Source organism: Streptomyces sp. P13-3-3 (assembly GCF_050571355.1).
Lineage (GTDB): Bacteria > Actinomycetota > Actinomycetes > Streptomycetales > Streptomycetaceae > Streptomyces > Streptomyces althioticus.
Genome location: NZ_CP192228.1, coordinates 4,898,999 through 4,914,149, shown reverse-complemented (window position 1 = coordinate 4,914,149; position 15,151 = coordinate 4,898,999). Strand labels below are relative to the sequence as shown.

Annotated in this window: 11 protein-coding genes; 2 read left to right on the top strand and 9 right to left on the bottom strand. The window is 72.9% G+C overall.

The window, feature by feature from the left end; all coding sequences use genetic code 11:
• Window positions 1-73: 73 nt before the first annotated feature.
• Window positions 74-4,927 carry an ATP-dependent helicase gene (locus ACQZOG_RS22455; protein WP_193468863.1) on the top strand — a complete coding sequence of 1,618 codons (4,854 nt, stop codon included), beginning with the start codon at window positions 74-76 and terminating at the stop codon, window positions 4,925-4,927.
• Window positions 4,928-4,960: 33 nt separating this feature from the next.
• Entirely contained in the window at window positions 4,961-5,794 is an 834-nt protein-coding gene (locus tag ACQZOG_RS22450; RefSeq protein WP_037641968.1) for an Fpg/Nei family DNA glycosylase, read from the top strand.
• A gap of 23 nt (window positions 5,795-5,817) precedes the next feature.
• On the opposite strand, the gene ACQZOG_RS22445 is transcribed toward ACQZOG_RS22450, so the two are convergent.
• The 9 genes from ACQZOG_RS22445 to ACQZOG_RS22405 form a co-directional block, all read right to left on the bottom strand.
• Window positions 5,818-6,048, bottom strand: a complete 231-nt coding sequence (locus ACQZOG_RS22445; RefSeq protein ID WP_033277033.1) for a hypothetical protein — start codon at window positions 6,046-6,048, stop codon at window positions 5,818-5,820.
• A gap of 44 nt (window positions 6,049-6,092) precedes the next feature.
• Window positions 6,093-6,563: a Dps family protein gene (locus tag ACQZOG_RS22440; RefSeq protein WP_033277034.1), complete on the bottom strand. Its 471-nt coding sequence runs from the start codon at window positions 6,561-6,563 to the stop codon at window positions 6,093-6,095.
• 202 nt (window positions 6,564-6,765) lie between these two features.
• On the bottom strand, window positions 6,766-7,146 hold the full coding sequence (locus ACQZOG_RS22435; RefSeq protein WP_003993396.1) for a helix-turn-helix domain-containing protein: 381 nt from the start codon (window positions 7,144-7,146) through the stop codon (window positions 6,766-6,768).
• Window positions 7,147-7,255: 109 nt separating this feature from the next.
• Window positions 7,256-7,801: a CinA family protein gene (locus ACQZOG_RS22430; protein WP_365167970.1), complete on the bottom strand. Its 546-nt coding sequence runs from the start codon at window positions 7,799-7,801 to the stop codon at window positions 7,256-7,258.
• On the bottom strand, window positions 7,798-8,682 hold the full coding sequence (pgsA, locus tag ACQZOG_RS22425; RefSeq protein WP_193468866.1) for a CDP-diacylglycerol--glycerol-3-phosphate 3-phosphatidyltransferase: 885 nt from the start codon (window positions 8,680-8,682) through the stop codon (window positions 7,798-7,800). The genes ACQZOG_RS22430 and pgsA overlap by 4 nt, the downstream gene beginning before the upstream one ends.
• Window positions 8,679-10,154: a 30S ribosomal protein S12 methylthiotransferase RimO gene (rimO, locus tag ACQZOG_RS22420; protein WP_078493024.1), complete on the bottom strand. Its 1,476-nt coding sequence runs from the start codon at window positions 10,152-10,154 to the stop codon at window positions 8,679-8,681. Before rimO ends, pgsA begins: the two co-directional genes overlap by 4 nt.
• 93 nt (window positions 10,155-10,247) lie before the next feature.
• Entirely contained in the window at window positions 10,248-11,090 is an 843-nt protein-coding gene (locus ACQZOG_RS22415; RefSeq protein WP_033277038.1) for a helix-turn-helix domain-containing protein, read from the bottom strand.
• A 252-nt stretch (window positions 11,091-11,342) separates the two neighbouring features.
• On the bottom strand, window positions 11,343-14,105 hold the full coding sequence (locus tag ACQZOG_RS22410; protein WP_193456284.1) for a DNA translocase FtsK: 2,763 nt from the start codon (window positions 14,103-14,105) through the stop codon (window positions 11,343-11,345).
• 173 nt (window positions 14,106-14,278) lie between these two features.
• Complete coding sequence (locus ACQZOG_RS22405; protein ID WP_033277039.1) at window positions 14,279-14,956, bottom strand: response regulator; 678 nt, start codon at window positions 14,954-14,956, stop codon at window positions 14,279-14,281.
• Window positions 14,957-15,151 lie beyond the last annotated feature (195 nt).

Here is a 15,151-nt window from a genome sequence, read left to right as displayed (position 1 = left end):
GACCGGCGGTCCCGCCATTCCGCCGGCGCCCCGGACCGGCCCGGATGTCAGTGGCCGGGTGCACGATGGACGCATGGTCAGCGATCCGCGCCGCGCCCTGGACGGCTTCTCCCCCGCGACCCGTGGCTGGTTCACGGGGGCCTTCTCCGCGCCCACGGCCGCCCAGGCCGGCGCCTGGCAGGCCATCGGGGCGGGTTCGGACGTGCTGGTGGTGGCGCCGACCGGTTCCGGCAAGACGCTGGCCGCGTTCCTCGCCGCCCTGGACCAGCTGGCCTCGACGCCTCCGCCGGCCGACCCGAAGAAGCGCTGCCGGGTGCTGTACGTCTCGCCGCTGAAGGCCCTCGCCGTCGACGTCGAGCGCAACCTGCGCAGCCCGCTGACCGGCATCCGCCAGGAGGCCGTGCGCCTCGGGATGCCCGAGCCCGAGGTGAAGGTCGGCATCCGCTCCGGCGACACCCCGCCCGCCGAGCGCCGCGCCCTCGCCACCCGGCCGCCGGACATCCTGATCACCACGCCCGAGTCGCTGTTCCTGATGCTGACGTCCGCCACGCGCGACGCGCTCGCGGGCGTGGAGACGGTGATCCTCGACGAGGTGCACGCGGTCGCGGGCACCAAGCGCGGCGCGCACCTGGCGCTGTCCCTGGAGCGGCTGGACGAGCTGCTGCCGAAGCCGGCCCGCCGCATCGGCCTGTCGGCGACGGTGCGCCCCGTGGACGAGGTGGCCCGCTTCCTGTCCCCGCGCCGCAAGACGGAGATCGTGCAGCCGGAGTCGGGCAAGGAGTTCGACCTCTCCGTGGTGGTGCCGGTCGAGGACCTCGGCGAGCTGGGCGGCTCACCCGTCTCGGAGAGTTCGGAGGGCGCGGAGAAGCCCTCCATCTGGCCGCACGTCGAGGAGCGCATCGCCGACCTGGTGCAGAGCCACCGCTCGACCATCGTGTTCGCCAACTCCCGCCGCCTCGCCGAGCGGCTGTGCAACCGGCTCAATGAGATCGCCTACGAGCGCGCCACCGGCGAGCCCTTGGAGGAGCACCACTCCCCCGCCGAGCTGATGGGCGGCTCCGGGTCCGCCCAGGGCGCGCCCGCGGTCATCGCGCGGGCGCACCACGGCTCGGTGTCCAAGGAGCAGCGCGCCCAGGTGGAGGAGGACCTGAAGGCGGGCCGGCTGCCCGCGGTGGTCGCCACGTCGAGCCTGGAGCTGGGCATCGACATGGGCGCCGTCGATCTGGTGGTGCAGGTCGAGTCCCCGCCTTCGGTCGCCTCCGGCCTCCAGCGCGTGGGCCGTGCGGGCCACCAGGTGGGCGCGGTGTCCACGGGCGTGGTGTTCCCGAAGTACCGGGGCGACCTGGTGCAGGCCGCCGTCGTCACCGAGCGGATGCGCACGGGCGAGATCGAGGCCCTGCGCGTCCCGTCGAACCCGCTGGACGTCCTGGCGCAGCAGGTCGTGGCGATGACGGCGATGGGCACCTGGCAGTTCGACGACCTGCTGGCGGTGGTGCGCCGTGCGGCCCCCTTCGCCTCGCTGCCGGAGTCCGCGTTCACGTCCGTCCTGGACATGCTCGCCGGGCGGTACCCGTCGGACGCCTTCGCGGAGCTGCGTCCGCGCGTGGTGTGGGACCGGGTCACGGGCGAGATCACAGGCCGTCCGGGAGCCCAGCGCCTGGCCGTCACCTCGGGCGGCACCATCCCCGACCGCGGGCTGTTCGGCGTGTTCCTGGCGGGCGCCGACCCCAAGAAGGGCGGGGGCCGGGTCGGCGAGCTGGACGAGGAGATGGTCTACGAGTCGCGCGTGGGTGACGTCTTCACCCTCGGCACCAGCTCGTGGCGCATCGAGGACATCACCCGCGACCGGGTCCTGGTCTCCCCCGCGCCGGGCGTGCCGGGCCGGCTGCCGTTCTGGAAGGGCGACCAGCTGGGCCGCCCGCTGGAGCTGGGCCGCGCGCTGGGCGCGTTCCTGCGCGAGGTGGGCTCGCTGGCCGACGAGGACGCCCGGCTGCGGCTGCTGGCCGCGGGCCTGGACGCGTGGGCCGCGGACAACGTGCTGTCGTACCTGAGGGAGCAGCGCGAGGCCTGCGGGCACATCCCGGACGACCGCACGATCGTCGTCGAGCGGTTCCGCGACGAGCTGGGCGACTGGCGGGTGGTCGTGCACTCCCCGTTCGGCGCCCAGGTGCACGCCCCGTGGGCGCTCGCGCTCGGCGCCCGCCTGTCCGAGCGGTACGGCATGGACGCCCAGGTGATGCACGCCGACGACGGCATCGTGCTGCGCCTGCCGGACGCCGACCTGATGGGCCTGGACCTGCTCGACCAGGAGCCGTCGAAGGCCGGCGCCGAGTACGACGCGGACCAGGCCCCCGTGGGCGCCGCCGACGTCGTCTTCGACAAGGGCGAGGTCGACCAGGTCGTCACCGACCAGGTCGGCGGTTCGGCCCTCTTCGCGTCCCGGTTCCGTGAGTGCGCCGCCCGCGCGCTGCTGCTGCCGCGCCGCAACCCAGGCCGGCGCACACCGCTGTGGCAGCAGCGCCAGCGCGCCTCCCAGCTGCTCCAGGTCGCCGGCGAGTTCGGGTCGTTCCCGATCGTCCTGGAGGCGGTCCGCGAGTGCCTCCAGGACGTGTTCGACGTCCCCGGCCTGGTCGAGCTGATGGGAGACCTGGAGTCGCGAAAGGTGCGGCTGGTCGAGGTCACCACCCCGGAGCCGTCCCCGTTCGCCCGCTCCCTGCTGTTCGGGTACGTCGCCCAGTTCCTGTACGAGGGCGACTCCCCGCTCGCCGAGCGCCGTGCGGCCGCCCTGTCGCTCGACTCGCGGCTGCTCGCGGAGCTGCTCGGCCAGGCGGAGCTGCGGGAGCTGCTGGACGCCGAGGTGCTCACGGAGCTGGAGCGCGAGCTGCAGTGGCTCACCGAGGACCGGCGCGCGAAGGACGCGGAGAGCGTCGCCGACCTGCTGCGGCTGCTCGGTCCGCTGACCGAGGCCGAGCTGGCCGAGCGGGGCGCCGAGCCGCAGTGGGCGCGGGAGCTGGCCTCCGCGCGGCGCGCCATCCGGGTGCGCATCGCGGGCGAGGACCACTGGGCCGCCGTCGAGGACGCGGGCCGGCTGCGGGACGCGCTGGGCACAGCGCTGCCGGTCGGCGTGCCCGAGGCGTTCACGGAGCCCGTGAAGGACCCCCTGGGCGACCTCCTCGCACGGTACGCGCGCACGCACGGCCCGTTCACGTCGGCGACGGCGGCGGCCCGCTTCGGGCTGGGCGTGGCCGTCACCGAGGGCGCCCTGCAGCGTCTCGCGGCGGCAGGCCGGGTCGTGCAGGGCGAGTTCCACCCGGCCGGGATCGGCCAGGAGTGGTGCGACGCGGCGGTGCTGCGCCGGCTGCGCCGCCGTTCCCTGGCGGCGCTGCGGCACGAGCTGGAGCCGGTGCCGCCCCCCGCGCTGGCCCAGTTCCTCCCCCAGTGGCAGCACATGGGCAAGGGCCACTCCCTGCGCGGCATCGACGGACTGCTGCGCGCCGTCGAGCAGCTCCAGGGCGCGTCCGTGCCCGCCTCCGCCCTGGAGAAGCTGGTCCTGCCGTCCCGGGTGGCGAACTACGCCCCCGCCATGCTCGACGAGCTGACCGCGTCCGGTGAGGTGATCTGGGCGGGCGCGGGTTCCCTGCCGGGCAAGGACGGCTGGGTCTCGCTGTACCTGGCGGACGCGGCTCCGCTGCTGCTGCCTCCCCCGCATCCGCTGGAGACGACCGCGCTGCACGAGTCGGTGCTGGCCGCCCTGTCCGGCGGCTACGGCCTGTTCTTCCGTCAGATCGCCGACCAGGTCCGCGCCACCACGCACCCCGAGGCGAGCGACGTGCAGCTGGCCGACGCCCTGTGGGACCTCGCCTGGTCCGGGCGGCTGACCAACGACACGCTGAACCCGCTGCGCGCCCTGCTCGGCTCCGGCCGCACCGCCGGGTCCACGGCCCACCGTGCCAAGCGCGCGGTGCCGCGCGGACGCTACGGCTCCCTCACGGCGGCGGCCCGCAGCGCCTCCCGCACGGGTCCGCCCACCGTCGCCGGCCGCTGGTCGCTGCTGCCCGACCGGGAGGGCGACACCACCGTCCGCGCCCACGCCCTGGCCCGCACCCTGCTGGACCGGCACGGTGTGGTGACCCGGGGCGCCGTCGCGGCGGAGGGAGTCGAGGGCGGCTTCTCGGCGGTGTACCGGGTGCTGTCCGCCTTCGAGGAGACCGGGCAGGCCCGGCGCGGCTACGTGGTGGAGGGCCTCGGCGCCGCCCAGTTCGCGATGGACGGCGCCGTGGACCGCCTGCGCGCGGCGGCCAACGCCCGGGAGCGCGGCGAGGGGCACACGGCCCCGGACGCGCCTGCTCCGGTCGGCGGGCCGTCCGACCCGTACGGGCTCGGGCAGGGCCGCGACGACGCGTCGTACCTGCCTTCGCGGCCGGGTGAGTACGTCTCGCCGCGCGACCTCGCCGCCCAGGGCTCGCAGCCCTGGCAGAACGGCGGGGGTCCTTCGTACGACCCGTTCGCCGGACGCCGTACGGGCCCGGACCGCGGCTCCCGTGCCGTCGTGCTGGCCGCCGCCGACCCGGCCAACGCCTACGGGGCGGCCCTGGGCTGGCCGGAGCCGCCGGAGGGCGCGAGCCACAAACCGGGCCGCAAGGCGGGCTCCCTGGTGGTGCTGGTGGACGGTGAGCTGACGCTCTACATGGAGCGCGGCGGCAAGACCGTGCTGGCCTGGCCCGCCGATCCCGGCGCCGACCCGGCCGACGACCCGAGACTGCCGGTGGCCGCCGAGGCGCTCGCGAACGCCGCCCGCGCGGGCTCCCTGGGGACGGTGACCGTGGAGCGCGTCAACGGCACCCCGGCCCTGACGTCCCCGCTCGGCGCCCTCCTGGAGTCCGCGGGCTTCGTGGCCACGCCGAGAGGGCTGCGGCTGCGCGCCTGACCGTGTACGGGCCGGTCGTGTCACCCTTGACGCATGCCCGAAGGAGACACGGTCTGGCAGGCCGCGCGACGGCTGCACGAGGCCCTCGCGGGCAGGGTCCTGGTCCGCAGCGATCTGCGCGTGCCCCGCTTCGCCACGTCCGACCTCACCGGACGCTCGGTGCTGGACGTCACGGCGCGCGGCAAGCACCTGCTGACCCGGATCGAGGGCGGCCTGACCCTGCACTCGCATCTGCGGATGGACGGCTCGTGGCGGATCTTCGCGCCCGGGCAGCGCTGGAACGGCGGCCCGGAACACCAGATCCGCGCCGTCCTCGCCAACGCCGAACGCACGGCCGTCGGCTACCGGCTCCCCGTGCTGGAGCTGATCCGCACCGAGGACGAGGAGGACCGGGCGGTCGGACACCTCGGCCCCGACCTGCTGGGCCCCGACTGGGACGCCGACATCGCCCTCGCCAACCTCGGCAAGGACCCCGACCGCGAACTCGGCGACGCCCTGCTGGACCAGCGGAACCTCGCGGGCATCGGCAACGTGTTCAAGAGCGAGCTGTGCTTCCTGCTCAACGTCACGCCCTGGCTGCCCGTCGGCGAGCTGCCGGCCGACCGGATGGCGAGCCTCCCGGAGCTGGCCAGGAAGCTGCTCGAGTTCAACCGCGACCGCCCGATCCGCAACACCACGGGCCGACGCGGCCAGGACCTCTACGTGTACGGCCGCGCCCGCCGCCCCTGTCTGCGCTGCGGCACGCCGGTCCGGGTGGCCGAGCAGGGCGACGGCTCACGCGAACGCCCCACGTACTGGTGCCCCGTCTGCCAGCCGGGACCGGCCCCCGATCCCGCGCCGCGAGCCCGCAGGGGCCCTGCCCGGTAGCCGGCACGGCCGCCCCGAGGACGTCACTCCGCCCCGGGCTCACGGGCGGCACGCCAGGCCCGCCGCCAGCGTCCGGCGGCGAGCGCCCCGTCCGCCCGCGCCTTGGGCAGACAGTGCACCGGCAGCACGCTCAGTCCCCATCCGCCGGCCGCGACCGCACCCTCCAGGGCGCCGGCGTCGGGCGCGAACAGCAGCCGTGCCGCCGCCCACCACCACAGGACGGTGAACGCCACGCAGGCGGCCCACCGGCACACCAGGGGCCCGTTCCTCCACGCAAGGGCTGCGCCCCGCGGCCGGGTCACCCGTTCGCGGCCTGGAACATCCAGTGGTGCTTCTCGAGGTCCGCGGTGATGGTGATGATGATGTCCTGGGTCACCGGGTCGGGCTCCTCGGTCGCCGCGATCCGCTCCCGCATACGGGCGATGACCGCGCCCAGCGCGTCCACCAGCGCGCTCACCGCCGCCGCGTCGTCGACCCAGCCTTCGGGCGTGACGCCGATGCCGCTGCCGACGGCCACGGTCGCGGCCCGCCCGTCGGGCGAGACGCCCAGCGCCGCGGCGCGCTCGGCCACGGTGTCGGAGTGACCGCGTGCGGTGGTCACGACCTCGTCGAGCTGGAGATGGACGGAGCGGAAGCGCGGTCCGACCACGTTCCAGTGGATCTGCTTGGCCACCAGGGACAGGTCGACGAGATCGACCAGGGCGCCCTGCAGTGCCTCAGAAACGGTCTTCAGGTTCTCGTCGGACAACGGGCTCTTCACGACGTACATCCGCACCTCCGTGGCTGTTCCCCCGCCTCCGTCTCCACGATGACGGCCTGCCGCCGCACCGGCAAACGCAGCCCCGCCCCGCTCCCCCACGCCTCTCCGGGCATGCGAAAACCCCGGCGGCACCCCTCCGGAAGCTTCCGGAGGAGCCCTCACCGGGGCATCTCACACCTTCGTCACACCGCGCGGGCGCCGGACACCGGGCTCAGGCGGCGACGACGTCCACCGCCTCGGCGGGCGCCTTGATGGTCACCCGTTCCGGTGGCACACCGGTCACCGACACGGAACCCAGCATCGGTCGAACCGGCGTGGGTACGGGCTCGCTGGGGGTCGCTGCAGCAGACTGGGCCAGCTCGGCGAGAGCGAGTTCGTCGCTCACCTCCCGCATGAGCTCGGACATCCGTACGTCCAACGCGTCGCAGATCGCGGAGAGCAGCTCGGAGGAAGCCTCCTTCTGCCCCCGCTCCACCTCGGAGAGATAGCCGAGTGAGACTCGGGCGGACGAGGAGACTTCGCGCAGAGTACGGCCCTGGCGCTGGCGCTGCCGACGCAGCACGTCACCCAGCAGGCGACGGAGCAGAATCATCGGTGGCTCCCTCCTCGGACCGCGTAGCCGCATCCTTCTCGCCCCACCGTACCGCCTCGCGCCGCGGCCGTGCGGGGAGCGATGTCGTGTTCACTCTGGGCTGCAAACATCAAAACCCCCCGTTCCGTTCCGTATCCTGTGCCCGCTCATTCCCGGTCTGTTCGCCCGCAAGCTCCGCGAGGAGCAGTGCGAGTACGCTCCGTACACTCTCCATACGAATTTCCGCGCGGTCGCCGTTCAACCGCAGATGGCGCACTTTTCCGCCAGAGGCGGAACGGTCACCCTCTGCGAAGGGGCCGTCCACGGCCACGTACACCGTGCCGACGGCCTGTCCGTCCTGGGGGTCGGGGCCGGCCACCCCGGTGGTGGCGATGCCCCAGTCGGCGCCGAGCGCCGTGCGCACCCCGGCCGCCATCTGGGCCGCCACCTGCGGATCCACCGCTCCGCGCTGGGCCAGCAGGGTGGCGTCCACGCCCAGCAGCCGGTGCTTGAGCTCCGTGGCGTAGGCCGTCACGGAGCCTCTGAAGACCTTGGACGCCCCGGGGACGGAGGTGATCTCCGCCGCCACCAGGCCACCGGTCAGCGACTCGCCGACCGCGAGCGTCCCGCCGTTCACGGTGAGTAGTCGCACCACCTCGGTGGCCGTTGAACTCACTCTTCCGTCTCCTCCAACGCGGCCTTGCGCTCGGCGATTCCCTGCCTGCGCAGCACAATGGCCTGTTTCACATAGTCGAGTCCGGTCGCCACGGTCAGCACCACCGCCGCGGCCATCACCCACCACCGCAGCGTCGCCAGCCACCCGGTCAGTGCCAGCACGTACATGCCGACGGCCACGCCCTGGGTGAGGGTCTTGAGCTTGCCGCCCCGGCTGGCGGGGATGACCCCGTAACGGATGACGAGGAAACGCAGCAGGGTGATCCCCAGTTCCCGGCCGAGGATCACGCCCGTGACCCACCACGGCAGGTCGCCCAGCGCGGACAGACAGATCAGCGCCGCGCCCATGATGGCCTTGTCGGCGATGGGGTCGGCGATCTTCCCGAAGTCGGTGACCAGGTTGTAGGTGCGCGCCAGATGACCGTCGAACAGGTCGGTGATCATGGCGATGGCGAAGGCAGCCCAGGCCAGCGAGCGCCAGGCCGGGTCGTAGCCGCCGTCGGCCAGCATCAGCATGACGAACGCCGGTACCAGTAGTAGCCGGAGCATGGTCAGCAGGTTGGCGATGTTCCAGACGCTGGCCTGGTCGACGGCGGCCGCCGCGATCTTCCCGCCGCGCGGGGCGCGTGTGGAGCCCTGCGCCTCGGCGGTCCCGGCGCCCTCCTGGGAGGGCTGCGGTGAGGAAGGGGCCGCCGGGAGGACCTCCTCGGGGACAGGCGCTGCACGCCGTGCCCTCCCGTCCCCCGAGTCGCCCGGAGCCGTGTCCCTGGCCTCCCGCGCGAGCGCGCGGCCGGCCGCCGGTGTCAGGCCCCCGGACGCGGGGCCCTTCGCCCTCCTCGCGCCGGAGGGGCCGCCTGCCGCCGATGCCGGGACACCCGTCATCTGCCCGCCTCCTCGGTGCGCGCGGGCGAGCCCTCGAAGAGCGGCTCGGCCACCAGGTCGACACCCTCCGTGCCGACCACCTTCGCCTCGACCATACGGCCGACCGTCAGTCCCTCGCCGCTCGTGAGCAGCACCTGGCCGTCCGTCTCGGGGGCCTGGTGCGCGGCACGGCCGTACACGCCCTCCTCCTCGTCGACGGACTCCACCAGGACGTGCACGGTCTCGCCGACCCGCTCCTCGGCGCGCTGCGAGACGAGTTCCTCGGCGAGCCGGGAGACGCGGGCCAGCCGCTCGGCGACCACGTCCTCGTCCAGCTTGCCGTCGTAGCCGGCGGCCTCGGTGCCCTCCTCGTCGGAGTAGCCGAACACGCCGATGGCGTCGAGCCGGGCGTGGTTGAGGAACCGCTCCAGCTCGGCGAGGTCGGCGGCGGACTCGCCGGGGAAGCCGACGATGAAGTTGGACCGCACGCCGGCCTGGGGCGCCTTGCTCCGGATGGTGTCGAGCAGCTCCAGGAAGCGGTCGGTGTCGCCGAAGCGGCGCATGGCGCGCAGCACGTCGGGCGCGGAGTGCTGGAAGGACAGGTCGAAGTAGGGGGCGACCTTGGGGGTGGAGGTCAGCACGTCGATCAGGCCGGGGCGCATCTCGGCCGGCTGGAGGTAGCTGACGCGCACCCGCTCCAGGCCGTCGACCTCGGCGAGTTCGGGCAGCAGGGACTCCAGCAGGCGGATGTCGCCGAGGTCCTTGCCGTAGGAGGTGTTGTTCTCGGAGACCAGCATGATCTCCTTCACGCCCTGCTCGGCCAGCCACCGCGTCTCGTTGAGGACGTCGCTGGGGCGGCGGGAGATGAACGAGCCGCGGAAGGAGGGGATGGCGCAGAAGGAGCAGCGCCGGTCGCAGCCGGAGGCCAGCTTCACGGAGGCGACCGGGGAGCCGTCCAGGCGGCGGCGCAGGGGCGCACGGGGGCCCGAGGCGGGGGCGAGGCCGTCGGGCAGGTCGACCGGGCCGTGCCCGGGGAGCGCGACGGCGGCGGCGGAGTCCTGCCGCTCGGCCGGGCTGATGGGCAGCAGCTTGCGCCGGTCGCGCGGGGTGTGGGCGGCGTGGATGCCGCCGTTCAGGATGGTCTGCAGGCGGTCGGAGATGTCCGCGTAGTCGTCGAAGCCGAGCACGCCGTCGGCCTCGGGAAGGGCTTCGGCGAGCTCCTTGCCGTACCGCTCGGCCATGCAGCCCACGGCGACGACCGCCTGGGTTCTCCCGTGTCCCTTGAGGTCGTTGGCCTCCAGGAGGGCGTCGACGGAGTCCTTCTTGGCGGCCTCGACGAAGCCACAGGTGTTGACGACGGCGACGTCCGCTTCCTCGGCGTCCTCGACGAGCTTCCAGCCGTCCGCCTCCAAACGGCCTGCGAGCTCCTCCGAGTCCACCTCGTTACGGGCGCAGCCAAGGGTGACCAGTGCGACGGTACGGCGTTCAGGCATGGGCTCAAGACTACTTCGTCCCGGCGACGCCCCACGTCGACGGGGTTGGCCGGACCCGGCCAACCCCGTGGTGATCGCGTTCCCTGGAGCCGGTCACCCGGCCTGGGGGTCGCCCTTGGTGTAGGTGAGGCGCTCCACGGCGCCCGGCTGCCAGTCGTCCTCGATCTTCTTGCCGTTCACGAACAGGTCGAGGGCGCCCGCGTCGCCGAGGACCAGGTCGATCTTGGAGTTGTCCTGGAAGGTCTTGTCCTCGCCCTTCTTGAGCAGCTCGGCGAAGAGGACCTTGCCGTTGTGGTCCTTGGCGGAGATCCAGCTGGGTCCGTCGGCGGCGACGACCTTGACGGTCACCTTGTCCTGCGGGGCCGCGGCGATGGCGCTGTCCGACGGATCCGGCGCGGGCACGACGGGCTTGGCGGTCTTGGTGGTGGGGCTGGGCGTGGGCGACGCGCTCGGCTCGGTGTCGCCGGCGACGTTCGCCCCGCCCTCGTCGTCACCGTTGACCATGGTGAAGCCGACGAAGCCGATCACGACCACGATCGCGGCGACCATCGCGGCGGTCCAGTTGGGTCCGCGCCGCTCCGGACGGATGCGCTCCGCCTCGAAGAGGGGCGCGGCCGGGGTGGGCGCCGGGCGTCCGCCGCCGTTCTGCGACTCGTACTGGGCGAGCAGCGGGGCGGGATCCAGCTTGACGAACTTGGCCAGCGTGCGGATGTGCCCGCGCGCGTACACGTCCCCGCCGCAGGGGGCGAAGTCGTCCCGCTCGATGGCGTGGACGATGCCGATGCGGACGCGGGTGGCGGTACTGACGTCGTCGACGGTGAGCCCGGCGGCGATGCGCGCCTGCTGCAGCGCACGGCCGACCGAGACGGAAGGGCGGTCTTCCTCGGAAACGTCTTCGAACGGACGCTCGTCTTCAGGGGAGTTGCCGATGGACACGGGGGCGCCTTTCGAGCGTGTAGCCGCCTGTGCTGGAGGTTCAGTCTAGGTGGGGTACGAAGGGGTGGGGCAACCGGGCGTTCGTACTTTGTACGCCATCGGAATGGCCCGACATTCCGATGGTCGTCCTACTGCCTGACACTTCGTTCAAGTTGACGTGTGCCGACGGGAAACGGTTGCTCGTTGATCGCTTACGGAAGGGTCACGATCACCCGGCCGGACGTCCCGGCGCGACGACCGCGTCCCCGCCGTCTACCCTTCAGACTCCCCGCGGATCAGCGCGAGCACGCCGTCCAGTTCATCAGGCTTCACAAGAACGTCACGAGCCTTCGAACCTTCGCTCGGTCCGACGATGTTACGGGACTCCATGAGGTCCATCAGCCGGCCCGCCTTGGCGAAGCCGACGCGCAGCTTGCGCTGGAGCATCGACGTGGACCCGAACTGGGTGGAGACGACCAGCTCGGCCGCCTGGCACAGCAGGTCGAGGTCGTCGCCGATGTCCTCGTCGATCTCCTTCTTCTGCTTGGTGCCGACGACGACGTCGTCCCGGAAGACGGGCGCCATCTGGTCCTTGCAGTGCTGGACGACCGCCGCGACCTCCTCCTCGGTCACGAACGCGCCCTGCATACGCGTGGGTTTGTTCGCGCCCATGGGCAGGAACAGCCCGTCGCCCTTGCCGATCAGCTTCTCGGCGCCCGGCTGGTCGAGGATGACGCGTGAGTCGGCGAGCGACGACGTGGCGAACGCCAGCCGGGACGGCACGTTCGCCTTGATCAGACCGGTGACGACGTCGACCGAGGGCCGCTGGGTGGCCAGCACCAGGTGGATGCCGGCCGCGCGCGCGAGCTGGGTGATGCGCACGATGGCGTCCTCGACGTCCCGCGGGGCGACCATCATCAGGTCGGCCAGCTCGTCCACGATCACCAGCAGGTACGGGTACGGCTGGAGCTCGCGCTCGCTGCCCTCGGGCGGCTTGACCTTGCCCTCGCGCACCGCGCGGTTGAAGTCGTCGATGTGCCGGTAGCCGTAGGCGGCCAGGTCGTCGTAGCGCAGGTCCATCTCGCGCACGACCCACTGGAGCGCCTCGGCGGCCCGCTTGGGGTTGGTGATGATCGGCGTGATCAGGTGCGGGATGCCCTCGTACGCGGTCAGCTCGACGCGCTTGGGGTCGACCAGGATCATCCGGACGTCCTCCGGGGTGGCCCGCATCATGATCGACGTGATCAGGCAGTTGATGCAGGACGACTTGCCGGAGCCGGTGGCGCCGGCGACCAGCATGTGCGGCATCTTCGCCAGCGAGTCCATGACGTAGCCGCCCTCGACGTCCTTGCCGAAGGCGACCAGCATCGGGTCGTCGTCCTCGGCGGACTCCGCGAGCCGCAGCACGTCACCGAGGTTCACCATCTCCCGGTCGGTGTTGGGGATCTCGATGCCGACCGCCGACTTGCCGGGGATGGGGCTGATGATCCGCACGTCCGGGCTGGCCACGGCGTACGCGATGTTCTTGGTGAGCGCGGTGACCCGCTCGACCTTCACGGCAGGGCCGAGTTCGACGACGTACCGGGTGACCGTCGGGCCGCGGGTGAAGCCGGTGACGTCGGCGTCCACCTTGAACTCGGTGAAGACCTTCCGCAGCGCCTCCACTATGGCGTCGTTGGCCGCGCTGCGCGCCTTGCCGGGACCGCCGCGGTGCAGCAGGTCGAGCGACGGCAGGGAGTAGGTGATGTCGCCGGAGAGCTGCAACTGCTCGGCGCGCGGCGGCAGGTCGCGGGGTTCGCGCGGCGGCGCCTTGGTCATGTCGAGCACGCCCGCGGGCGGCCGCTCCCGCTGCTCGGCCCCCTCGTCCTTCGCGGGCGCCTCCCGCCGGGACCTGCCCTTCTTCGGCGCGTCCTGCTGCGGGCGGGCGGACGGCACCGGCGTTGGGGTGGTCGGCTCGTAGTCCCCGGTGCTGACGCCCTGGGTGAGGTCGGCGACGACCGGGGAGGGCGGCATGCCGTGCAGCACGGCACCGTCGAGCGCGGCGGCCGCGGCGGCGGCCACGTCCACGGCGTCCATGGCCCGGTCGGCGTCGGGCTGCGGCACGGCGGACCGGCGCGGGCGGCGCCGCCGACGCGACAGCGCCTCCTCCTCCGCGTGCTCCGGGCCGTACTCCTCGGGTGCGGGGCGGCGCCTGCGGCGGCTCTGGGGAAGCGCCTCGCGCCACTGCTCCTCGTAGCGCTCGTCGTCCTCGCCGTACTCCTCCGGCTCGTGCACCAGGCCCAGCCGTACGCCGAGCTGACGCAGGCGCTGCGGGATCGCGTTCACCGGGGTGGCCGTGACCACCAGCAGGCCAAAGACGGTGAGCAGCACCAGCAGGGGCACGGCCAGCACGTCGGTCATGGTGGACGACAGCGGCGCGGCGGCTCCCCAGCCGATGAGGCCGCCGGCGTCCCTTATGGCCTGCATGCCGTCGGCGCGCGGGGGCGAGCCGCAGGCGATGTGGATCTGGCCCAGGACGCCGATGACGAGCGCGGACAGGCCGATGACGATCCGCCCGTTGGCCTCGGGCTTCTCCGGGTGCCGGATGAACCGCACGGCGACGACGGCGACGAGGATCGGCACCAGCAGGTCGAGCCGGCCGAACGCGCCGGTGACCAGGATCTCCACCAGGTCGCCGACGGGCCCCTTGAGGTCGGCCCAGGTGCCGGCGGCGACGATCAGCGCGATGCCGAGCAGCAGCAGCGCGAGACCGTCCTTGCGGTGGGCCGGGTCGAGGTTCTTGGCGCCCTGCCCTATGCCGCGGAACACCGCGCCGACGGCGTGCGCCAGCCCCAGCCACAGGGCGCGGACGAGCCGGTAGACGGCGCCGGTCGGGTTCGGGGCCGGCGCGGGGGCCGGCTTCTTCGCCGGGGCCTTCTTGGCGGGCGCCTTCTTCGCCGGAGGTTTCCTGGCGGCGGCCTTCTTCGCCGGAGCCTTCGCGGAAGCGGCCGCCTTCTTCGCGGGCGGCTTCTTGGCTGCGGAGGGACGTGAGGCCATGGTGTGAGGTTACCGGGGGAGACGGCACGTGACACGCGTGGCGGATGCTTCACCCGTTCGTGTCGCCCACTTCTAGGCGCGGAACTGACGCGCGGCGCCCCCGAGGCGCCGAGTTGACGCCCCCTCAAGAATTGGGTCGCCCGCGGGGCCGGGCAAGGCCCGCGTCGGCGCGGTCAGTTCTGCGAGGGCACCGACGACGCGCTCCCCGTCCCGGGGTCCAGGGCGTCCAGCGCACGCCGCAATCCCGTGAGCTTGCGCTCCAGATGGGCCGCCGTGGCGACCGCGGCCGCGTCCGTCGACTCGTCGTTCAGCTGCTTGGTGAGCGCCTCGGCCTGCTCCTCGACGGCGGCGAGCCGCGCCGACAGCTCGGCGAGCAGCCCCGCGGACTCCTTGGACTCCCCCGCGTCCTTCTCGCTGCCCTCGAGCTGGAGCCGCAGCAGCGACGCCTGCTCCCGCAGCTGGCAGTTCTTCATGTACAGCTCGACGAAGACCGAGACCTTCGCGCGCAGCACCCACGGGTCGAACGGCTTGGAGATGTAGTCCACCGCGCCCGCCGCGTACCCCCGGAAGGTGTGGTGCGGGCCGTGGTTGATCGCGGTGAGGAAGATGATCGGGATGTCCCGGGTCCGCTCCCGCCGCTTGATGTGCGCCGCGGTCTCGAAACCGTCCATGCCCGGCATCTGGACATCCAGCAGAATGACCGCGAAATCGTCCGTGAGCAGTGCTTTGAGCGCTTCCTCCCCGGACGATGCCCGCACCAGCGTCTGATCGAGCGCCGAGAGGATCGCCTCGAGCGCCAGCAGATTCTCCGGCCGGTCATCGACCAGGAGGATCTTGGCCTTCTGCACCATGGCCCGCCCTCCTCGCCCCGGCTTGGGGCCCTCCCTGTCCGCAGGACCTGACACAGCACCCGCGGGTGCCGCCCCAGGCGACGACTCCCTTGCGCCGCCCGTCCTTGTGCCGGTCATCGTAGCCGCACCCCGCTCGTCGCCACACCCTGTCACCGCGATGTCACTGTGCACGTAGCGGAAACGCTGCAGGAGACC

Coding starts and splice junctions, on each gene's coding strand:
- ACQZOG_RS22455 (WP_193468863.1), top strand. CDS start 74: ATGGTCAGCGATCCGCGCCGCGCCCTGGACGGCTTCTCCCCCGCGACC.
- ACQZOG_RS22450 (WP_037641968.1), top strand. CDS start 4,961: ATGCCCGAAGGAGACACGGTCTGGCAGGCCGCGCGACGGCTGCACGAG.
- ACQZOG_RS22440 (WP_033277034.1), bottom strand. CDS start 6,563: ATGTACGTCGTGAAGAGCCCGTTGTCCGACGAGAACCTGAAGACCGTT.
- ACQZOG_RS22435 (WP_003993396.1), bottom strand. CDS start 7,146: ATGATTCTGCTCCGTCGCCTGCTGGGTGACGTGCTGCGTCGGCAGCGC.
- pgsA (WP_193468866.1), bottom strand. CDS start 8,682: ATGACGGGTGTCCCGGCATCGGCGGCAGGCGGCCCCTCCGGCGCGAGG.
- rimO (WP_078493024.1), bottom strand. CDS start 10,154: ATGCCTGAACGCCGTACCGTCGCACTGGTCACCCTTGGCTGCGCCCGT.
- ACQZOG_RS22410 (WP_193456284.1), bottom strand. CDS start 14,105: ATGGCCTCACGTCCCTCCGCAGCCAAGAAGCCGCCCGCGAAGAAGGCG.
- ACQZOG_RS22405 (WP_033277039.1), bottom strand. CDS start 14,956: ATGGTGCAGAAGGCCAAGATCCTCCTGGTCGATGACCGGCCGGAGAAT.